General features: G+C 64.6%; 22 protein-coding genes. 5 read left to right on the top strand and 17 right to left on the bottom strand.

Translation table 11 applies throughout. The features are described 5' to 3' along the window. Positions 1–32: 32 nt before the first annotated feature. The 3 genes from AM2010_RS13480 to AM2010_RS13470 all read right to left on the bottom strand — a co-directional run bounded on the left by AM2010_RS13480 (position 33) and on the right by AM2010_RS13470 (position 4389). Positions 33–551: a rhodanese-like domain-containing protein gene (locus tag AM2010_RS13480; RefSeq protein ID WP_047807508.1), complete on the bottom strand. Its 519-nt coding sequence runs from the start codon at positions 549–551 to the stop codon at positions 33–35. A 108-nt stretch (positions 552–659) separates the two neighbouring features. Continuing rightward, entirely contained in the window at positions 660–3332 is a 2673-nt protein-coding gene (acnA, locus tag AM2010_RS13475) for an aconitate hydratase AcnA (protein ID WP_047808002.1), read from the bottom strand. A 175-nt stretch (positions 3333–3507) separates the two neighbouring features. Next, the gene (locus AM2010_RS13470; RefSeq protein WP_047807507.1) at positions 3508–4389 is read right to left on the bottom strand and encodes a DMT family transporter; all 882 of its coding nucleotides are present in this window, start codon (positions 4387–4389) and stop codon (positions 3508–3510) included. A gap of 165 nt (positions 4390–4554) precedes the next feature. Between AM2010_RS13470 and AM2010_RS13465 the strand changes: the two genes are divergently transcribed. Beyond that, a complete protein-coding gene (locus AM2010_RS13465) occupies positions 4555–5997 on the top strand; it encodes a L,D-transpeptidase family protein (protein ID WP_047807506.1) in 1443 nt (480 codons plus the stop codon). Between the two features lie 20 nt (positions 5998–6017). Here the strand turns inward: AM2010_RS13465 and AM2010_RS13460 are convergent, their stop codons facing one another. Beyond that, positions 6018–6734 carry a murein L,D-transpeptidase catalytic domain family protein gene (locus AM2010_RS13460; RefSeq protein WP_047807505.1) on the bottom strand — a complete coding sequence of 239 codons (717 nt, stop codon included), beginning with the start codon at positions 6732–6734 and terminating at the stop codon, positions 6018–6020. 54 nt (positions 6735–6788) lie between these two features. Continuing rightward, positions 6789–7949: a flavodoxin-dependent (E)-4-hydroxy-3-methylbut-2-enyl-diphosphate synthase gene (ispG, locus tag AM2010_RS13455; protein ID WP_047807504.1), complete on the bottom strand. Its 1161-nt coding sequence runs from the start codon at positions 7947–7949 to the stop codon at positions 6789–6791. A gap of 228 nt (positions 7950–8177) precedes the next feature. Between ispG and AM2010_RS13450 the strand changes: the two genes are divergently transcribed. Next, on the top strand, positions 8178–8888 hold the full coding sequence (locus AM2010_RS13450; protein WP_058350930.1) for a hypothetical protein: 711 nt from the start codon (positions 8178–8180) through the stop codon (positions 8886–8888). A 95-nt stretch (positions 8889–8983) separates the two neighbouring features. Here the strand turns inward: AM2010_RS13450 and AM2010_RS13445 are convergent, their stop codons facing one another. Continuing rightward, a complete protein-coding gene (locus AM2010_RS13445; protein WP_047807502.1) occupies positions 8984–10210 on the bottom strand; it encodes a mechanosensitive ion channel in 1227 nt (408 codons plus the stop codon). A 123-nt stretch (positions 10211–10333) separates the two neighbouring features. Here AM2010_RS13445 and AM2010_RS13440 point away from each other — a divergent pair, with 123 nt between their 5' ends. Continuing rightward, positions 10334–11341 carry an isoaspartyl peptidase/L-asparaginase family protein gene (locus tag AM2010_RS13440; protein ID WP_082132936.1) on the top strand — a complete coding sequence of 336 codons (1008 nt, stop codon included), beginning with the start codon at positions 10334–10336 and terminating at the stop codon, positions 11339–11341. A 48-nt stretch (positions 11342–11389) separates the two neighbouring features. Here AM2010_RS13440 and bla read toward each other — a convergent pair whose 3' ends face one another. From bla to AM2010_RS13400, 8 genes are all read right to left on the bottom strand, one after another. Continuing rightward, positions 11390–12295: a class A beta-lactamase gene (gene bla / locus AM2010_RS13435; protein WP_053044096.1), complete on the bottom strand. Its 906-nt coding sequence runs from the start codon at positions 12293–12295 to the stop codon at positions 11390–11392. After that, positions 12286–12747 carry a GNAT family N-acetyltransferase gene (locus AM2010_RS13430; RefSeq protein WP_047807501.1) on the bottom strand — a complete coding sequence of 154 codons (462 nt, stop codon included), beginning with the start codon at positions 12745–12747 and terminating at the stop codon, positions 12286–12288. Before AM2010_RS13430 ends, bla begins: the two co-directional genes overlap by 10 nt. A 57-nt stretch (positions 12748–12804) precedes the next feature. Continuing rightward, positions 12805–13443 (bottom strand): ribosome biogenesis GTP-binding protein YihA/YsxC, encoded by a 639-nt coding sequence (yihA, locus tag AM2010_RS13425; RefSeq protein ID WP_047807500.1) that lies wholly within the window; start codon positions 13441–13443, stop codon positions 12805–12807. After that, positions 13440–15218 carry a membrane protein insertase YidC gene (gene yidC, locus AM2010_RS13420; RefSeq protein ID WP_047807499.1) on the bottom strand — a complete coding sequence of 593 codons (1779 nt, stop codon included), beginning with the start codon at positions 15216–15218 and terminating at the stop codon, positions 13440–13442. Before yidC ends, yihA begins: the two co-directional genes overlap by 4 nt. A gap of 45 nt (positions 15219–15263) precedes the next feature. After that, complete coding sequence (gene yidD, locus AM2010_RS13415) at positions 15264–15473, bottom strand: membrane protein insertion efficiency factor YidD (RefSeq protein WP_047807498.1); 210 nt, start codon at positions 15471–15473, stop codon at positions 15264–15266. Beyond that, positions 15470–15838: a ribonuclease P protein component gene (gene rnpA, locus AM2010_RS13410; RefSeq protein ID WP_047807497.1), complete on the bottom strand. Its 369-nt coding sequence runs from the start codon at positions 15836–15838 to the stop codon at positions 15470–15472. The genes yidD and rnpA overlap by 4 nt, the downstream gene beginning before the upstream one ends. Before the next feature lie 147 nt (positions 15839–15985). Then, entirely contained in the window at positions 15986–16120 is a 135-nt protein-coding gene (gene rpmH / locus AM2010_RS13405) for a 50S ribosomal protein L34 (RefSeq protein ID WP_047807496.1), read from the bottom strand. A gap of 98 nt (positions 16121–16218) precedes the next feature. Next, positions 16219–16971 (bottom strand): hypothetical protein, encoded by a 753-nt coding sequence (locus tag AM2010_RS13400; RefSeq protein WP_047807495.1) that lies wholly within the window; start codon positions 16969–16971, stop codon positions 16219–16221. A 158-nt stretch (positions 16972–17129) separates the two neighbouring features. Here AM2010_RS13400 and AM2010_RS13395 point away from each other — a divergent pair, with 158 nt between their 5' ends. Then, positions 17130–18638 (top strand): YifB family Mg chelatase-like AAA ATPase, encoded by a 1509-nt coding sequence (locus tag AM2010_RS13395; RefSeq protein ID WP_047807494.1) that lies wholly within the window; start codon positions 17130–17132, stop codon positions 18636–18638. A gap of 46 nt (positions 18639–18684) precedes the next feature. Here the strand turns inward: AM2010_RS13395 and AM2010_RS13390 are convergent, their stop codons facing one another. Continuing rightward, entirely contained in the window at positions 18685–19230 is a 546-nt protein-coding gene (locus AM2010_RS13390; protein WP_047807493.1) for a winged helix-turn-helix transcriptional regulator, read from the bottom strand. Between the two features lie 169 nt (positions 19231–19399). Between AM2010_RS13390 and AM2010_RS13385 the strand changes: the two genes are divergently transcribed. Beyond that, complete coding sequence (locus AM2010_RS13385; protein WP_047807492.1) at positions 19400–19738, top strand: DUF8200 family protein; 339 nt, start codon at positions 19400–19402, stop codon at positions 19736–19738. Positions 19739–19805: 67 nt separating this feature from the next. Here AM2010_RS13385 and AM2010_RS13380 read toward each other — a convergent pair whose 3' ends face one another. Together AM2010_RS13380 and ykgO are read right to left on the bottom strand one after the other, a co-directional pair. Further along, a complete protein-coding gene (locus AM2010_RS13380) occupies positions 19806–20441 on the bottom strand; it encodes an HAD family hydrolase (protein WP_047807491.1) in 636 nt (211 codons plus the stop codon). A gap of 84 nt (positions 20442–20525) precedes the next feature. Beyond that, a complete protein-coding gene (ykgO, locus tag AM2010_RS13375) occupies positions 20526–20651 on the bottom strand; it encodes a type B 50S ribosomal protein L36 (RefSeq protein WP_007165381.1) in 126 nt (41 codons plus the stop codon). Positions 20652–20670: the final 19 nt, after the last annotated feature.

Here is a 20670-nt window from a genome sequence, read left to right as displayed (position 1 = left end):
AGGGCGGCCCCCGCATGGGAGCCGCCCTTTTTCTATCCGCCCCTGGCCGGCTCTGGCGCGGCGGCGACCCAGTCGACGTCCGCCGTCGCGACCACCTCGGCCAGTTCCCACACATTGGTGTAGCCGTATCCGTGGAGGTTGATGAACGTCGGGATATTCAGCGCCAGCGGCGCACGCTTGCTGACGACCGGTTCGAGATTGTCGCTGAAATTGTTGTTGCAGTAGATCAGGATGGCGCGGCCCTTGTCCTCGCCCAGAACGGCGGCCAGCTTCGCATCCGTGAAGTCGGAGAACGGCAGGTTGATCGCGCCCGCGATATGGCCCAGCTCAAATGCCGCCGCCGAACGCGTGTCGAGCAGCACCGCATCGCCGCGGGCGAGCATCGTTTCGAACGTCGCTAGGTCGATCAGATGGCGCGTGCGGGTTTCCGCCAGCTCCATCGTCAACGCCGCGAAACCGTCATAGTCGATTTGCGGATTGCCCTGCTGCGCCAGCGCCGGGGCCGACAGGCAGGCAGCGGCCAACAGCGATATCGGATAGAGAAATTTCATGGGGCACCCTCCCGCAAATCGGGTGCGGTGCGCCGGGGCGGCTTTATCGGCGCTGAACATCAGAAGGGCCCCGCACAGGCAGGGCCCTTCGATTCATGATCGCGGTGTTTAGGCCGCCAGCTTGCGCAGAACGTAGTGAAGGATGCCGCCGTTGCGGTAATATTCCATCTCGTTCGCGGTATCGATCCGGCAACGGGCGGTGAACGTGAAGCTCTCGCCATTCGCGCGGGTCACCTCGACCTCGACATCCTGCGCGGGCTTGAGATCGGCCAGCCCGCGGATCGAGAAGCTGTCGTCGCCCGTCAGCCCCAGCGTTTCACGCGTGTCACCATCGTGGAACTGCAGCGGCAGCACGCCCATGCCGACGAGGTTGGAGCGGTGAATGCGTTCGAAGCTTTCGACGATCACCGCGCGCACGCCCAGCAGGATCGTGCCCTTGGCGGCCCAGTCGCGGCTGGAACCGGTGCCGTATTCCTTGCCGGCAACGACGACCAGCGGCGTGCCGTTCGCCTTGTGCTTCATCGCCGCGTCGTAGATCGGCATCTCCTCGCCATCGAACGCGGTAACGCCGCCTTCGACGCCGGGCACCATCTCGTTGCGGATGCGAATGTTGGCAAACGTGCCGCGCATCATCACTTCGTGATTGCCGCGGCGGCTTCCGTAGGAGTTGAAATCCGCCTTCGCGACCTGATTTTCGAGCAGGTACTGGCCCGCCGGGCTGTCTTCCTTGATCGATCCGGCCGGGCTGATGTGATCGGTGGTGACGCTGTCGCCCAGAATGGCCAGCGGCTTGGCCTCGACGATGTCGGTCACCGGCGCGGGCGTCATGCTCATGCCTTCGAAATAGGGCGGATTGGCGACGTACGTGCTGCCGGGGCGCCACTGGTAGGTGTCGGACCCGGTAACGTTGATCGCCTGCCAGTGCGCATCGCCCTTGTAGACATCGGCATAGCGGGCTTCGAACATGCTGCGATCGATCGCGCCGAAGCGGATTTTCGCAACTTCATCGTTCGACGGCCAGACATCCTTGAGGAAGACGTCGTTCCCGTCCTTGTCCGTGCCCAGCGGGGTCGTGGTGATATCTTCGGTCACCGTCCCCTTCAGCGCATAGGCGACCACCAGCGGCGGGCTGGCGAGGAAATTGGCGCGCACATCGGGGCTGACGCGTCCTTCGAAATTGCGGTTGCCCGACAGGACGCTGGCGGCAACGATGTCATTGCCGTTGATCGCCTTGCTGATCGGCGGGGCGAGCGGCCCCGAGTTGCCGATGCAGGTCGTGCAGCCATAGCCGACGAGATCGAAGCCGATGGCATTGAGATGTTCCTGCAGACCGGCTTTCTCAAGATAGTCGGTGACCACCTGCGATCCGGGCGCCAGGCTCGTTTTCACCCACGGCTTCGGCTTCAGGCCCATTTCATGGGCTTTCTTGGCCACCAGACCCGCGGCGATCAACACATCGGGGTTGCTGGTATTGGTGCAGCTGGTGATCGCGGCGATCACGACATCGCCATCGCCAATATCATGATCCTTGCCTTCGACCGCGACCCGTTCCGGCCCGCTCTTGCCGTAAAGCTTCTCAAGATCCGAATTGAACAGCTTGTCGACGTCGGGAAGGATCACCTTGTCCTGCGGGCGCTTGGGGCCGGCCAGGCTGGGGACGACCGCGCCGATATCCAGCTCCAGCGTGTTGGTGAAGACCGGCTCGTTCTCCGGTTCGAACCACAGGCCCTGTTCGCGGCTGTACGCTTCGACCAGCGCGATGGTTTCTTCGCTGCGCCCGGTCAGACGCATGTATTCGATGGTCTTCTCGTCGATCCCGAAGAAGCCGCAGGTCGCGCCGTATTCGGGGGCCATGTTGGCGATCGTCGCGCGATCGGCCAGGCTCAGGGTCGAAACGCCGGGGCCATAGAATTCGACGAAGCGGCCGACCACGCCGACTTCGCGGAGCATCTGGACGCAGGTCAGCACCAGATCGGTCGCGGTCACGCCCTCGGCCAGCGCCCCCGTCAGCTTGAAGCCGACGACTTCGGGGATCAGCATCGAAACCGGCTGCCCCAGCATCGCGGCCTCGGCCTCGATCCCGCCGACGCCCCAGCCCAGCACTCCCAGGCCGTTGATCATGGTCGTGTGGCTGTCGGTGCCGACGCAGGTATCGGGGTAGGCGACCATCTGGCCACTTTCATCCTCGCTCGCCCAGACACCCTGCGCGATATGTTCCAGGTTCACCTGGTGGCAGATGCCGGTGCCCGGCGGCACGGCGGAAAAGTTCTTGAAGCTCTTCGAACCCCATTTGAGGAAGTCATACCGTTCCGCATTGCGCTGGTATTCCAGTTCCACATTCTGTTCGAACGCCTTGGGGTGGCCGAACTCGTCGACCATGACCGAGTGGTCGATCACCAGGTTGACCGGAACCTGCGGATTGATCTTGGCGGTATCGCCGCCGAGTTCGGCAATCGCATCGCGCATCGCGGCCAGATCGACCACGCAGGGCACGCCGGTGAAATCCTGCAGCAGCACGCGTGCCGGACGATACTGGATTTCCTGGCCGGTCGCCGGATTCTTCTGCCAGTCCGCAATCGCCTGAACATGCTCTTTCCCGACGGTGAAGCCGGCGTCTTCGAACCGAAGCATGTTCTCGAGCAGAACCTTGAGCGAGAACGGAAGGCGCGAAACGTCGCCGACGTGTTCGGCCGCCTTGGCAAATGAATAGTACGCGTAGTCCTTGCCATTGACGGTAAGCGTTGAGCGGGTTTCGAGCGTGTCCTTGCCGACCTGGGTCATGCTGTGCATCATCCTTTCATGGGTGGCGACCGCCGCGCTGCGCCCCGGCGGAGAGTCGCGATGTGCCGCGGCACCTGCGCGTTCGGGGGCGATGCGTCAAGGGGGTGGCGGCAACTACAACGCCTGACGATCGCGGCGATGCCCCTCCTCGCGGGACGGTCCGACGCCGCGGATGCTAAAGTGCGCTCTGTTCCGGCCGGCGTCGCGCCGCGATCCAGCAGCCAATGACGATCAGCGTCGCACCCGCCACAGTGCCGGGGCCAAGCCCTTCGCGGAAGAACAGCCAGCCGAACAATGCCGCCCACAGGAAAGCGCTGTATTCCACCGGCACCAGCACCTGCGCCTCCGCCCGGGCATAGGCCCAGGCCAGCAGGATCGCCGCCCCCGTCGCCAGCAGGGCCGCCGCGCCGATATCGCGCCATGCCTCCGCCCCGGGAAGCGCGAACAGGAACGGGGCTAGCGGCAGCAGCGTCAGCCCGACGATACCGTTCTGAAACGTCGCCACTTCGACCGGTCGCGCGACCAGTGCCTGTTCGCGCTGGATTACCAGGTTCCAGGCATAGAGCAGGGTCGAAAACCCCATCGCCCCAAGGCCCCAGGCCGTCTCGCGATCGATGGTCTGGTTTCCCAGCTTCCCGCCGATGATGACGATAACCCCGGCCAGCCCCAGCAGCGCGGCAACGATCGCGCGCCGTTCGATCGTCTCTCCCAGCAGAATTGCGGCGAGATAGAGCGCAATCAAAGGGGCCACGAACGAGAGCGCAATGGCGTCGGCCATCGGCAAACGCATGAGGGCGTAGAAGAACGACAGCGCCATGAATGCCGCGACCACGCCGCGCTTCAGATGGATGCGCATTACCGCCCGCCGTGGCCAGCGTCCGCCGAGCGCGAGCCAGAGCGGCACGACAATCGCGAACCCGACCGCGCTCCTCAGCAGCAGCGCGCTATAGGCGCCGATGACGAGCGAGGCGGACTTCATAAACGCATCCATCGCCGCAAACAGCCCGATGCCGATGGCAGTAACGACAATCGGCATGAGGCGATGGGTGGACGACATCGTCGCGGCATAGGCGCTCGCCGCGCGCCCGTCATCCGGCTTTGGACGATTCAGCCCCCAGTCAGCCGGAATGCTTGATGGCGGCCTTCCAATGGGGCAAATTCACATTAGGACCAAACGGATGCGCCCCAACCGGTTGCGCAACGTCCTGGGTTGAGAAAGCATATGACCACCACATTCAAATCGACCTTCCTGGCGGCCACTTCACTGGCGCTGATCGTGCCGGGCGTAGCAGCGGCGCAGCAGAGCGCGCCGGCAAACCTGCTCCCCGAATCCCGGATAATCGGGGAATACCCGGTCGACCCTGATGACGAGGCGGTGGCAAGCCCCGCGCCTGAACGTCCGAAGGAAGCCAGCGACACGGTGTCCACCATCGCACGCGAGGTCGTCCAGCAATTCACGCCCGAGGTTCAGCCGTGGAGCACGGCCCAGGCCGAACGGCTGGTCGCCGTGATCGAGGGGATCGGGGCCGAAGGGCTGAACCCGGCCGATTACAACCTTTCTGCACTGCGCAACGCGATCATGGCGGGGCCGGGCGAGCAGTTGAACCAGACGGCCAGCCGCGCCTTTGCCTGGCTGGTGGAGGATATGCGCGACGGCCGCACGCCGATGGATTCGCGGCGCCAGTGGTTCGTCGTCGACCCCGATGCCGACCGCTACCGCACCGGCGACGTGATGGCGCAGGCCCTGGCCAGCGGCGATATCGCCGGTGCCCTGCAATCGGTCGCGCCGCTGCACCCGGATTATGCGCGGTTGCGCGAAGAACTGGCGGCCACGCCGGCCGATGCCACGACCCGCCGCAAGCTGATCCGCGCCAATATGGATCGCTGGCGCTGGCTCGCGCGCGATCTGGGCAGTCAGTACCTGATCACCAACGTACCCGAATATCAGCTGCGCCTGACGGTCAACGACAAGATCATGCGCACGTACAAGACCATCGTGGGCAAGCCGGGCCGCACCGCGACCCCGCAGCTCGCCGAAACGGTGGAAGGGGTGATCTTCAACCCCAACTGGACTGTGCCGCAATCGATCGTGAAGGGCGAAGGGCTCGGCGCCCGCGTCCTTGGCAACCCCGGCTGGGCGCGCGCCAACGGCTACAAGGGCTGGCGCAACAAGGAAACCGGCTTCGTCACCGTGGTCCAGCAGCCTGGCCCGGGGAACTCGCTTGGGCTGATGAAGCTCGACATGCCCAATCCCCATGCGATCTTCCTGCACGACACCCCGTCGCGCCACCTGTTCAACAACGCCAATCGCGCGCTGAGCCACGGGTGCATTCGTACCGAACGGGCGAGCGAACTGGCGATTACGCTCGCCATTCTGGCAAAGAACCCGGAAACGGACGAGGAGCGCAAAGCGGCCGCGCAGGACGCGGTGGAGATCCTCAAGTCAGGCGAATATACCCGCGTTCCGTTCGAAAGCCGGATGCCGGTGTACATCACCTACTTCACCATGGGGACCGACATCGACGGCGAATTGCGCACGTTCCGGGACATCTACGACCGCGACGCCCCGGTTCTGGCCGCGTTCGATGCCCCGCGCGAACAGTATCGCGCCCGCCGGACGAGCGAGGAAGCGGTGGAGATTATCGACGACATGAAGACGACCTGACAGCAGGCGTCGGACCGTCTTCAGTAAACGCCGGGGTTCAGCACGTCCTCCCCGCGCGGGGGATCGGGCATCAGCGGGCGAATTTCGCCCATGTCCTGCTGCGGGCGGACGATCGTCGATCCGTCGCGGGCCAGGCCCAGCCGGTCGGCGAACAGCACGCGCCCCCCGCCGAGCTGGAGCAGCGCGCGCTTGAAATCCGCATCGCCCATCGCGAAACACCCATTGGAACGGCCCAGCCGCCCCCAGCGCGCGACATGCCCCGGCTCCGCATAGTCGGCGCGGTGCATCACGATCGCACGGTCGAGCGCGTTGGAATTGTCCGCCTCCAGCCCTTCCAGCCGGATCGAGGTGCCGAAACGCCCGGTGTACCAGCCATAGGTCATGTAGGCTCCGCGGCTGGTGCACAGCGATTCGGGCACGTTGGAAAACCAGTTGAGCCACCCGTCATGCTCCGGGTCGGACCCGCTGCCGTGGGTGACGAGATAGGAATCGACCTGTCCCGCCTCCAGATTCACGAAATGAAATCGCGGCTCCGAGCTGTGCAGTCCGAAATCGGCGATGCCCACGATGTCGGTGCGCCACAGGCTTGCCGCAGCCTTCTGCTGCTCACGCTTGGCAATCTCCACCAGGATCGCGTCGCGCGGCGTGCCGGTGCGCACCTGCGCTGGCAGGCGGGCGGGCAACGCCAGCGTCGCGCCCAGGGCCAATGTACCTTTGATGATGCCGCGTCTGTCCATGCTCACACTCTAGCATAACAGCCGGTAACGGGAACGTGAACGGCGGGAATAGCGCTATTCCGCCGCCTCCGGCACGTCGTCAGCCTGGCCGGCGTCGCTCATGCCCGCCTCGATTTCGGCGGCTTCGATTTCGGCGGCCTTGTGTTCAACCAGATCGACGATGTGATCGAGCATGCCCGCGTCGGCCACGTGATGATCGGTCACGCCCGACAGATAGACCATGTGCTTGCCCTTGCCGCCGCCGGTAATGCCGATGTCGGTCTCGCGCGCTTCGCCCGGGCCGTTGACCACGCAGCCGAGAACGGAGAGGGAGAGCGGCGTCTTGATATGTGAGAGCCGCTCTTCCAGCGCCTGAACCGTGCGGATCACGTCGAACCCCTGGCGCGCGCAGCTGGGGCAGGAAACGACGCGAACACCGCGGGTGCGCAGGCCGAGCGCCTTCAGGATCTCGAACCCGACACGCACTTCGTCTTCAGGCTCTGCCGATAGCGAGACGCGGATCGTGTCGCCGATCCCGGCCCAGAGCAGGTTGCCGATGCCGATACTGGATTTCACCGTGCCGCCGATCAGGCCGCCGGCTTCCGTGATGCCAAGGTGCAGCGGGCAATCGACCGCCTCGGCCAGGCCCATATAGGCGCTGACGGCCAGGAACACGTCGCTCGCCTTCACCGCCACCTTGTAGTCGTGAAAATCGTGATCCTGCAGCAGCTTGATATGATCGAGCGCGCTTTCGACCAGCGCCTCGGGACAAGGCTCGCCATATTTTTCGAGCAGGTCTTTCTCAAGACTGCCGGCGTTGACCCCGATGCGGATTGCACAGCCGTTGGCCTTGGCCGCGCGTACCACTTCGGCGACGCGCGCATCGCTGCCGATATTGCCCGGATTGATCCGCAGACAGGCAGCGCCGGCATCGGCTGCTTCCAGCGCGCGCTTATAGTGGAAGTGAATGTCCGCCACGATCGGGATATTCGCTGCCCGTACGATCGCCGGCATGGCCGCGGTCGCTTCTTCCGTAGGGCAGGAAACGCGGATGATATCGGCCCCGGCATCCTCGCACCGGCGGATCTGATCGATCGTCGCCGCCGCATCTTCGGTCGGGGTGTTGGTCATCGTCTGCACCGTGATCGGGGCATCGCCGCCCACAGGCACGGCGCCGACCATGATCTGGCGGCTCTTGCGGCGTTCAATCGTGCGCCAGGGGCGAATTGCTGACATGGTCCGCCATATACGCACACCGGGATGACGGGGCAATGACCGGTCCCATCGCGCGGCGAAATCCCACGACGCACTGCATGACGCCGGGCAAATGTTTCGTCCCATTCCGGGAGCGCGCATGAAATCGACGCGTTTCGCGCTTCATCCACTTGTATCCTGTGCCGCTTGCGCCAACGTGGCGCGTCTTTTTGCCGATCGGCGGAAGGCATACCCTTCAGGGAGACCATAGTGATCCATACGCCACTCGCCCGCGAGACATTCGCCGTGCTGCGCGAAATCGCCACTTCGCGCAGCTTGCGCATCGCCGCGCTTCTGCTGCTGCCTTACGCCGGCGTGCTGATCGGACTGGACGTGGCGGCGCACTACGGCGAACTCACCGATGCCCATCTGCCGGTGCAGTTCTTTCTCGCATCCGACGGCGGGTTCGGCGAGTGGCTGGAATATTCCCTCACGCTGGCCGTGTCGCTGATGCTGCTGATTACCTGGCTGTGGGAAGGGGCGAGCGTCTATCTCGCCAATGCATTGCTCTTCGCCTGGCTGACCCTCGACAACAGTATCGAGATCCATGAACGGTTCGGCCATGCCTTCGCCCACTGGTTCGAAGGCTGGCCCCTGCCGGTAGGCGCGAACGACATTGGGGAGGCAAGCATGTTCCTGGCGATCGGCCTCGTCTGGCTCGTCGCGCTGTTCATCAGCCTGCGCCACGCACGGCTGCGCGCGGCGGTCGAATCGCTCATTCTGGCCGGATGCATCGGCGTTGCCGCGTTTTTCGGGGTGATCGTCGATCTCATGGTCGTCTGGGGGCCGCACACTCCGGTAATGCTCGAATTCGAGACGTTCGTGGAGGACGGGGGCGAGTTTGTAATGATCTGCATCGCCTTCCTGATCGCTGTGGCGCTGTTCAACGCCCACCGGCAACGTCGCATCCTCGCCGCCTGAACCGATCCGCAATGCAAGAAGGGGCGCGGAACCTGCCGGACCGCGCCCCTCCTGATCGCAGGGTACCCTGAGGGCACCCTTTCTGTGCCTACGCCTCAGGCGCCGGGCGGTAGCGGATCGTTCCCGGTTTCACCGCGCGGACGGGTCTGCGACGACGACGGTGCATCGGCATCCCATTCTTCCAGCTTGCGCGCGGCCCAGTTGCGTCCGCCCAGCCCGAAAGCCAGCGCTGCCGCCACTGCGCCGCCGATCACCAGGGCGCTGAAGAAGATCTGAACGATCTCATCACCGACCTGCATGAAGCTGAGCCCCATGAAGGTGAAGACGAAGATCGTCGCCCACTTGATGATCGTGCCCGCGAGATTGGCCTCGCCCGCGCCCGAGATCATCCGGACCAGCAACCGTGCGATGAGGAAGCCGACGAGGATCACCACGGCCCCGAAGATAACCCGCCCGCCAAGTTCGAGCACCTGGTCGAGAATGGCGGTCAGTTCCGGGAAGCCGAGCAGCCGCGTCGCGGCGATCGCGAAGAACAGCACGATCGCAATCTGTGCAACGCGCGCAATCAGATCGGTCGCGGTCGTATTGTCGGGGAGCAGTTCCGTCGCCCCCAGCGCCTGATCGACGCCGAGCCCAACGAGCACTTCCTTGATCAACGGAACCAGGAACCGGCCAATCAGATAGCCGACGCCGAGCAGCAGGGCCGCACCGATGATCCGCGGGATCGCATCGAAGATGAGCTGCAACATGTTGCTCGCGGGGGCCGACACGCTCTGCAGGTCGAGCGCGTCGAGCGCGAGAATCGCGACGAAGATCACGATCAGGGCGTAAAGGATCGTCCCGATCGTACTGCTGATCGCGCTGTTGCCGGTGACGGTATCAATCCCGCCGCGATTGGCCCATTTGTCGAAATCGATCGTCTGCAGCGTCGTGACGACCAGATCGCGCACGATCCGGGCAATCATCAGGCCGATGAAGAAGATCAACGCCGCGCCGGCAATCCGCGGGAGGAACGCCATCACACTGTCCAGCAGCGTGTTGAGTGGCCCGACGGCATTGCCCAGCCCGAGAACGCTGAGAACGATCAGCAAGCCGAACAGCCAGACGAGCAGACTGACGATCTTGCCCAGCGATTCGCCCAGGCTTGCCCCGCTTCCGGTATTTCGTCGAAAGATCGAAACGGTATCGACCAGTTTGGCGAAGGCCCATTTGGCGGCACGCGCCAGCGCCCAGGTGATTGCCAGAATCAGAACGGCCCAGATCACCTTTTCGCCGATCTGCAGCGCCAGTTCCTGGTCGAAACGGTAGTTTCCCAATTGCATTGGTGTTCTCCCCTGCTGTGCAACCGCAACCTATCATGCGGAAAGAACAGACGAAAGCGTTGGCTTGGCCGCGGTGGACAACCTCCGCTTGCCTTCGCCGCGGCGCGCACTAGCCTGCGCCGGATGAGCAAACCGATCGCCGCGCTTCTCGCGATATTCGCCCTGTTCCCGCTGGCCCTCTCCGCGCAGCCCGCGCCGGAGGAAACGGAGCCGGTTCGCTGGTCGCTCGCGATTCATGGCGGCGCGGGCACGCTGAAGCGGGAGAACATGACTTCCGAGCAGGAAGAAGCCTATCGCTGCTCGCTACAGGCCGCACTGGATGCCGGTGCCGAAGTTCTCGCCAGCGGCGGCGATGCGCTGCAGGCGGTCGAGGCCGCGATCGTCCTGCTGGAAGACGATCCCCTGTTCAACGCCGGACGTGGATCGGTGTTTACGTGGGAGGGGGCCAATGAAATGGATGCCTCGATCATGGACGGGCGGACACGCGCGGCGGGCGCGGTGGCGGGGGTCACCACGGTGCGACATCCGATCCATCTGGCCCGCGCGGTAATGGACGATGGCCGCCACGTGTTCCTGTCCGGCGCCGGTGCCGAACAGTTCGCGACCGCGAAAGGGCTTGAACGGATGCCCCCCGCCTGGTTCGCGACCGAGCGCCGCCGGAAGCAGCTGGAAGTCATGAAGTCGCGGCAGCTTTCCGCTCTCGACGTTGAATACAAGTTCGGCACCGTTGGCGCGGTGGCGCGAGACCAGGCCGGCCATCTTGCCGCCGGCACCTCCACCGGGGGGATGACCGGCAAGCGATGGGGCCGGATCGGCGATGCGCCGGTTATCGGCGCCGGAACCTGGGCCGATGACCGGTCCTGCGCGGTCTCCGCCACAGGGTGGGGAGAATTCTTCATTCGCGCCGGCGTTGCGCAAGCCATCTGCGATCGGGTGCGGCTGGCGGGCGAAGGCGTTCAGCAGGCGTCCGACACGGTAATTGCCGAAGTCGCGGAAATGGGCGGTGATGGCGGTGTGATCGTAATGTCGAATGCAGGCGAGGCGGTGTTCAGCTTCAATTCCGCAGGCATGTACCGCGGCCGTGCCGACAGCAGCGGGACGAACGAGGTCGCAATCTTCGCGCAGGATTAAGCCTCCCGGGCGGAGCGGAAGCGACCGAACCGCGCGAATTTGCGTGCTTCAACCTTCGGCGGCGTACCGCGCAATGATCCGCCCGGTTTCCGCCAATGCTCCTTCGGCCCGCGGGTCGACACTCGTATGCTGGCGCGCGGCGCGAAAAAACGTCGCGAACGTCAGCGGCGCGCGGCCTGCCGGTTCGACATAGCCGACATCGACATAGACGCTGCCCATCCCGGGCGCGAACGATGTCCCCGTCTTGTCGCCCGCCGGCCATTCGGGCGGAAGGCCCGCACGCACCCGGCGCATTCCGGTGCGCGTTTCGGCCATCCACGTTTTCAGCGTCGTTCGCGCGACATCGCCCAGGACGTCGCCGTAAACCAGTTTGGCCAACGTGCGCGCCGATGCCGCCGGCGTGGTCGTATCCCGGATCTCTCCGGGCGGCACGTCGTTGAGCGCTGGCTCCGTTCGATCCAGCCGGCTCGTCTCGTCGCCGATCGCGCGCCAGAAAGACGTGAGCCGCTCTGGCCCACCGAGACGGCGCAGCAGCACGTTGGCGGCGGTATTGTCGCTCAGCGTCTGCGTTGCTTCCGCCAGTTCGCGCAGCGTCGCGCCCTGCTCCAGCCGGTCCTTCGCGAAAGGCGCGTAATCGAGCAGCTCGCTCGCTTCCCAGGAAATATGCTCCCCCGCATCGAGCGTGCCCGTCTCGTCGAGATGCAGCACCAGCGCCGCGAGCGACAGCTTGAACGAGGAAAGCTGCGGGAAGCGGGCGTAATCGTTGTGGCCCCAGATCCGACCGGTCCCGGTATCGAAGACTGCCACGCCGAGCGTGCCGTTCGCCGTCTCTTCGACAATGTTCAGCAAAGCGGAGTACCGACCGCCTCGATCCCGTTCCACCGGTACGCAGGCACCAGCGGCCAGCGCGACACCGCCCGCGAGTGCGGTCCGTCTGTCGAAAATCACAACCATTTCTCCATGCACAGGCTGAATTCGTCGGAGACGTAATCGCCGAATGCTGGACACTCGATGAATCCGTGCTTGGTGTAAAGTCGCGCCGCGGGAAGGAAGGGCGCAGGCCGGCCGGTTTCGAGGCCAAGCCAGCAGTATCCGCGCGCGCGCGCTTCGGCCATGAGATGCAGCAGGACAGCCTCGCCCGCCCCTTTCCCCCGATAGCCAGGGGCGGCGCGCATCGATTTCAGCTCGCCCCGATCCGGTGCCAGTTCCTTCAACGCACCGACGGCAGCCAGGGCAGACCCGTCGCGGACGGTGAAGAACGTGACATCGGGCGCGCGCAAACGCTCTGCCGGCAGCGCATGAACCTTGCACGCCGGCGACCAGCGATGCATTTCGTCGAGGTGGAGCTGAAGGAGCGCGAGCACTTCGGCATCGTCCAGCGAGTCCTGCGCGATGGTGTAAGTCATGGCGCGGTTTCTGTGTCGCCCCGGTGCGCAGAGCAAGCGCTAACAGCGCCTGTGCGGTCAGACGCGCGCGTCTTCCAGCACCGCCGCGCGCAGTTCCGCGATACCCATACCCTTTTCCGAACTGGTGACGTGGAGCACCGGGTGCGCCGCCGGATGCTTGCGCGCTTCGACCGCCGTCACTTCGGTCACCTTCGCAAGCTCGCTGGCCTTGATTTTGTCTGCCTTGGTCAAAACGATGCGGTAACCGACCGCCGTTTCGTCGAGCATCGTCATCATCTCGCGATCGACATCCTTGAGGCCGTGGCGCGAATCGACCAGCACCAGCGTGCGATGCAGCACCTGCCGCCCCTTGAGATAAGTCCGCACCAGCTGGCGCCAGCGCTCGACCACTTTCACCGGAGCTTTGGCAAAACCGTATCCCGGCATATCGACCAGCCGGAAAAGCGTGGGTTCACCGACTTCGAAGAAGTTCAGTTCCTGCGTGCGACCGGGGGTGACAGAAGTGCGCGCAATCGCCCGGCGCCCCGTCAGGGCGTTGAGCAGCGAGCTTTTGCCCACGTTGCTGCGCCCGCAGAAGGCAATTTCTGGCACGGTCGGTTCGGGCAGGAACTTCAGCTGCGGGGCGGACAGTAGAAACTCCACCCGGCCCGAGAACAGCTTCGCCGCGCGTTCCTCCGGGGCGATATCTCCGGTCACGCCTTGCCCTTCTTCTCGCCAGGATCGTCAGTCTTGCCCCGCTCCGTCTTTTCCTTCTCCGCCTGTGCCTGCGCCTTCAGCTGGGGGTTCTTGGAATAGAGATAGCTCTGCTGTGCCAGGGTCAGCACGTTGTTGGTAATCCAGTAAAGCAGCAGACCGGCAGCGAACGGCGCCATGACGAACATCAGCACCCACGGCATGATGTTGAAGATCTGCTGCTGCATCGGATCCATCGTCGACGGATTGAGCCTGAAGGTCAGCCACATCGTCACGCCCAGCAGCACCGCCAGCGGCCCGATGGCGATCAGCCCCGGCACCTCGAACGGCAGTAGGCCGAACAGGTTCAGGATATGCGCCGGATCGGGGGCGGAAAGATCGTCGATCCACAGCGCGAAGGGCTTGTGGCGCATCTCGATCGACAGCATCAGCACCTTGTACAGGCCGAAGAAGATCGGAATCTGCAGCAGCAGGGGAAGGCACCCGGCCAGCGGATTGACCCCTTCTTCCTTGTACAGCGCCATGATCTTCTGCTGCTGCTGCTGGCGATCGTCCTTGTAACGTTCCTGGATCGCCTTCATCTTGGGCTGGACGGCCTTCATCGCGGCCATCGAGGCGAACTGCTTCTGCGCGATGGGGAACATCAGCAGGCGAACCACCAGGGTCAGCAGGATGATCGCAACGCCGAAGTTACCCGCCAGATCGTAAAGCTGCTTCAGCAGCCAGAGAATCGGCTTCTCGATCACCCCGAACCAGCCCCAGTCGATGGCATTGTCGAACCCGGGGATCCCCGCTTCCTGATAATCGGCCAGAACTGCGCTGTCCTTGGCACCCACAAACAGGCGCGTGGTCCGCGAAACCTGCCGTCCCGATGCGACGCTTACCGGCTGATAGACCAGCGAAGCACGATAATGCTCGCCGCCCATTGCGCGAAACTCGGCAGCGGCGTCGCTGCCCTTCTGCGGCACGATGGCGGACATCCAGTAGATGTCGGTAAAGCCGATCCATCCCGCACGCTCGGCCGGCGATTGCGGCCCATCCTCGTCCAGATCGTCGTAATCGGGGCCGAACTGCACGCCGTCGCCGAAATAGCCGATCGGGCCGGAATGCAGAATCCACTGGCTGGCGCTGGCGGTGCGGCTGGTGCGGTTGAGCAGGGCAAAAGGCCGCACGATTACGGCGCCGTCGCCAGTGTTGGCGACGGTCTGTTCCGCCGTGATCAGATAATGTTCGTCAATGCTCAGACGGATGGAAAAACGCTGCCCTTCGCCATTGTCCCACCGCATGGTGACCGGGCTGTCGGGCGTCAACGGGCCGCCTTCGACCTGCCAGACGGTTTCGGCATCGGGCGCGCGCATTCCTTCGCCCACCCAGCCGAACTGCGCGAAATTCTGGGCCGGGGTCCCTTGCGGCGAAAACAGGCGCACGGGGCCACTGTCTTCTTCGACAGACTCGCGGTGATCCTTCAGCGTAATGTCGTCGATCCGCGCGCCGACCGGGTTGATCGAACCGGCCATTGCCGGCGCGTCGATCGTCGCGCGGTCGGGTGCGGCGAGCGATGTTTCGAGATCGGCCTGTTCCTGCGCGATCTCGACCGGATCGGTCAGCCCGCCTTCGCGCGTATGGCGCGCCTCCACCGCTTCGGCGGGCGTGTCTATCCGCCCTTCCGTAACCGCGCGGTCGGTTTGCGGATAGAGCCAACCCATTGCGGTATCCCAACCGAGGATCAACAGGCCGCTCAGCAGGACGGCAAGCAGGAGATTGCGCTGGTTATGCAAGACGTTCGATCCCGTGTTTATCGCAACAGGTGTGTTATATAGGCATTACGGCACAGGATCATAGCCGTGCCCGCCCCATGGGTGGCAGCGCATTATACGCTTCACCGCCATCCATCCACCCTTGATTGCCCCATGCTTCTCCAGCGCCTCAATCGCGTATTCGGAACAGCTGGGGGCATAGCGGCAGGTAGGCGGCAGGATGCGCGAGGGGCCGATCTGCCAGGCACGCGCCACCAGAATCAGCGCGCGCCTCATCTGCGCCCTCCCCGGCGGCGGCGTGGCGGATCGCCCTTGCCGGCCGCCGCCCGGCGCAGCGCTTCGCCCAACTCGTCCGCCAGCCGGGCAAAATCGCGCTCCACCCCGCCTTCGCGGCCGATCAGCACATGGTCGTGATCGGGCAGGCCGGCTTCGGGCAAGGCTGCCCGCAGAAGCTCCCGGAAACGGCGCTTCATCCGGTTGCGCACGACCGCGTTGCCAATTTTCTTGGTCACGGTGATACCGAAGCGCTTGCCCTGCCCGCCGTTGGGATGGGCCAGCAGTACGAAGCCGGGTCGCGCAACGCGCAACCCGCGATTCGCAGCCAGAAAATCGGCGCGCTTGCGGATCGTCGCGAGTGTCATCGACGAAAGAATAGAGTCAAATCCGGGCAATGGTAAGCACGCACGAAACGGGCTCCCGAAAGGAGCCCGTCAGGCCTGCCGGCCACCGGTTGCGCCGCGGGGCGCAAAAGTCGTCGTACGCCCGCCAAACGGACGCACGCGAGAGGGTTACGCGCAGAGCGACTTGCGACCGCGCCGGCGGCGCAGGCGCAGAACCTTGCGGCCGCCAGGGGTCGCCTTGCGGGCGAAAAAGCCGTGGCGCCGCTTGCGCACGAGGTTGCTGGGCTGGAAAGTCCGCTTCATAATATCCTCGAAAACTCAGATCGACGCCCCAAGCCATAGCAATCGGCGCCAATGAAAAGGGCCGCCTGCAATCAGGCGACCGCCGTAGGGGCGCGCGACTAGGGCAGCACGGCGCCCAAGTCAAGATAGGCGATGCGCGGCGCTGCCCTTTTCGGCGCCGCTGCCGCTTGGTCGGCCTCGGTCCGGTCAGGCTCCACCCAACGGCGCATTTCGTCTGCGCGAAGCCATCTGGCGTCGGCAAAACCGACCGAATTGGTCATCGCGTAGAATGCGCGCGCAGCAGTATCGGCCATGCCCATCTCGCGATAGTAAGCGATATAGGGCGCATGGATTGCCGCGCCGGGCGCGAAATCGTCCGCCTCGCGCCCGTCCTCGTCGATCCACGAATGGACTGCAAACTCCGCCCCATCGTCGATCTGCCGATCGGCCCCGGCCAGGAACAGCTCGACCGCACCCGACCGCACCGAGCCCCCATCGGGGACATAGGTCGCAAGGCCCGCGGCGCGAATCATCCGCCCGAGGCGGAGGTTGGCGCGATCGTCTTCGGTGCCCGGACATTCAACCATCTCGAGGGTGGCGAGCGCCGGATAATCGCGTAGCATGGCGGCGAATTGTGCAGGAGTGGCCGAATCGGTCACGTCGACGAGCGCAGCCCGCTGGCCATCGAGCACGCGGAAGGGGCCGTAGCTGGCGATTGCGCGCCGTTCGACGGCTAGATCGGCAGGAACGAGGCGCGCCGAACCGCCGGACACCCATTCTTCTGTAACCGTAATGGTCACCACTTCGCGCGCCTGGACCGGCGCCGACAATATGGCGGCAATGGCAGCAAGAAGGGGGAAGCTTCTGAACATGCTCCCATTTGCGCAGGGCGATCTTGCACAAGTGCAAAGCGAAATGCTTTCGCTAAGGTTATCGATAATCGGTCGGGGGCGGAGCAATCGGGTCCAGCGCTCTCGACAGCGCACGCGACACGCGCCACTATTCGCCGCCGGGGACGGGGGAATTGGGCGTGGTCGCACTGGTCAGGACGGTTGCTTATCTTGGGCTGGAGGCGCGCGGCGTCGAAGTGCAATGTTCGGTCGCGCCGGGCCTTCCCAAGTTCAACATCGTGGGTCTGGCCGACAAGGCCGTTGGCGAAAGCAAGGAACGGGTCCGCGCCGCGCTGTCTTCGATGGGACTGGCGCTGCCGCCCAAGCGGATCACGATCAACCTGTCACCCGCCGATCTTCCCAAGGAAGGCTCGCACTACGACTTGCCAATTGCTCTTGCCCTGCTCGCTGTCATGGGCGTGACCGATGCAGAACAGCTGGCGGACTTCGTGGCCGTGGGCGAGCTGGCGCTGGATGGGCGGGTCGTCCCTTCCCCCGGTGTTCTGCTGGCCGCGCTTCATGCCAGCCAGCTGGATACAGGCCTTATTTGCCCAACGGCACAGGGAGCCGAAGCCCGCTGGGCGAGCGACGTGCCGGTCGTCGCCGCGCCCGATCTGATCAGTCTGCTCAACCACCTGAAGGGCACCCAGCGCCTGCCCGATCCCGTCAGGGGCGAAGTGGAGGCGGCGACACACGGACCCGATCTGAAGCAGGTGAAGGGGCAGGAAACCGCCAAGCGCGCGCTGGAAATCGCCGCGGCGGGTGGACACAACCTGTTGATGATCGGGCCGCCCGGCGCGGGCAAGAGCCTGCTCGCATCCTGCCTCCCGGGGATCCTGCCCGATCTCAGCAGTGCGGAGGCGCTGGAAGTGTCGATGGTGCAGTCGGTCGCCGGCACGCTGGAAGGAGGGCGCATCAGCCGCGCCCGCCCATTCCGCGCGCCGCACCATTCAGCCAGCATGGCCGCGCTCACCGGTGGCGGGTTGAAGGTCAAACCCGGCGAAGTCAGCCTGGCGCATCTGGGCGTGCTGTTCCTGGACGAATTGCCGGAGTTCCAGCGCGCTGTGCTGGATTCTCTGCGACAGCCTCTCGAAACCGGGAAAGTCGACGTCGCCCGCGCCAATGCGCACGTCAGCTATCCCGCGCGGGTGCAGCTAGTGGCGGCGATGAACCCATGCCGTTGCGGCCATCTGGGCGACCCGGCCCTGGCGTGCAGCCGGGCACCGCGTTGCGCCGCCGATTATCAAAGCAAGGTTTCAGGCCCGATGCTCGACCGGATCGACCTGCATGTGGAGGTTGAACCGGTCAGCGCCGCCGACCTGGCGCTCCCCCCTCCGGCAGAAGGGTCGGCCGAAGTCGCCGCCCGCGTTGCCCGCGCCCGTGCCAGACAGACCGCGCGGGCAGATGAAACCGGCGCGCGAACCAACGCCGAGCTCGACGGCGACCCGCTTGAACGTTTCGCCGGCCCCGACGAAGTTGGCCGTGCTCTACTTATGCAGGCGGCGGAGGCCATGCGCCTTTCCGCTCGCGGATACACCCGAATGTTGCGCGTCGCGCGAACGATTGCCGACCTGGCCGGCGCCGAACAGGTGAGCCGCGTGCACATCGCCGAAGCGCTCAGCTATCGCAGACAACCGCCTCGCGCGTAACGGTTGTCGCCCGGGCGCGGAGCGGAGGCTCCACCGACTATGCCGTTTACTCGGCCGCCTGGACCCGATCGAAATAGGCCACGTCGCCGCGCTCCACCGCTTCGCCGGGCTCCGCGCGCGTGCCATCGTCGCGCAGACCGAGCCGGTCGGGTTTGACCAGGCGCAGGTCCTTGTGCGCGAGGACCCGCCCGTCGTGTGACAGGATCGAGGTCGGGCCGATCGGCAGACGGTCGCGATCATCGACCAGTACCGGATCTTCCACCACCTCGCTGCCGTATTTCTGCCCCCACTGACGCAGCGCGACCATCGCGGGCAGCAGGTCGGACCCCTTCGCCGTCAGGCGATATTCGATCCGTCGGCGGTCGTCGGGGCACGGTTGGCGATCGAGTATCCCGTGTTCAACCAGCTTGGCGAGGCGGTTGGAAAGGATGTTCCGGGCAATGCCCAGCTCGCTCAGGAACTCCTCGAAATGATGCAGGCCGTTGAAACTGGCGCGCAGGATCATGAAGCTCCAACGCTCTCCCATAACCTCCAGGGCTTCGGGAAGACCGCAATTGGTCAGTTCGCGCAGTGGTTCTCTAATATCGCCCATTGGCTCATTCTCCCGCAGCAACGTGTAGCCCGAAGCCGCGCTGTCACAAAATCTAAATTAAGTTTCTGCTTGCAACCTATTGTGCAGTGCAGTAGGAAGTGATTCGCGACGGGTTGTTATTCGAAACTCGTTCGGAATGTAAGCCCTCTGCGAAACAAGGATCAGTTCAATGACCTTCTCCTCCCCCCTCCGTTCCGCCGGCGCTGCAACGCTGGCCGTCGCCATCAGTGCTCTTTCGCTCGGTGCGCTTGTCGCTCCCGCCCCTGCCCATGCGAACGGCGCGGCCTTCTACACCGCGGAATTGGCCGCCCCGGCTGCCGAACGCACCAACATCATCGGCGGTGTGGCATGGCAGTGCCAGGGCACGAACTGCGCAGCAGCCAAGAGCAATTCTCGCCCTCTCGTCGTCTGCCAGCGCGTCGCACGCGAGCTGGGCGAAGTGACCGGCTTCACCGCCAAGGGCAAGGCCCTGGCTGACAAGGATCTCGCTCGCTGCAACGGCAACTAGTCCTCCACCCGTCCTCTCCGACCAGGGTGGCACTTCAGGGCCTCCGGCTAGCGCCGGGGGCCTTTTTTCATATCAGCCCACGCTCCTGCAGATCGCGCTCCAGCCTGGCCGCATCGCGGAAATGATGCACCTGCCACCCCAGCGCAGCCGCGGCATCGATATTCGCCCGGTTGTCGTCGATGAACAGCATCGCGCCCGGTTCATGGCCAAAGCGCTCTGCTGCAAGGGCGAAGATGGGCGGATGCGGCTTCATCATCTTTTCGCGACCCGAAACCACAATATCGCCGAACAGATCGAACAGCGGCTCGGTCGGACGGAACATATCCCAGAATTCGGCACCGAAATTGGTTATGGCGTAAAGCGGGACCTCGCGCCCCGCCAGGCGTTGCACCAGTTGGGCAGTGCCCGGAACGCGGCCGGGTATGCTATCGAGAAAGCGTTCGGCATATGCTGCAATCAGCGCGGCATACTGGGGAAATTCCGCCTGCCGTTCGGGCACCGTTTCCGCGAGCGGACGCCCGGCATCGTGCTGGAAATGCCATTCCTCGGTCACGACTTCGGCGAGGAAGCGATCCAACTCGGCAGGATCGTCGATCAATTTCGCGAAAAGCGCGCGCAGATCCCATTGCACGATCACGCGCCCGACATCGAACACGACCGCTTCCACAGCGGGGCTTTCGCGAGAAATATCCGTTTCAGACATGCAAAAAGCCTCCGCTTTCGCAGAGGCTCCCCGTCGGCTTTCGATTTACGCCAGCGCCGCGATCGTGCCGCGGCGGGCGGGCCATCAGCCCTGGCGCGCCTTGAAACGGCGGTTGGTCTTGTTGATGACGTAAGTGCGCCCGCGACGACGGATCACGCGGCAATCGCGATGACGGTTCTTGAGCGACTTGAGACTGTTGCGGATCTTCATTGTTCTTTCCCGGGAACGA

Source organism: Pelagerythrobacter marensis, from assembly GCF_001028625.1.
Taxonomy (GTDB): domain Bacteria; phylum Pseudomonadota; class Alphaproteobacteria; order Sphingomonadales; family Sphingomonadaceae; genus Pelagerythrobacter; species Pelagerythrobacter marensis.
Note: the sequence above shows the minus strand (reverse complement) of the source record. Positions and strands in the feature narration are given on the sequence as shown.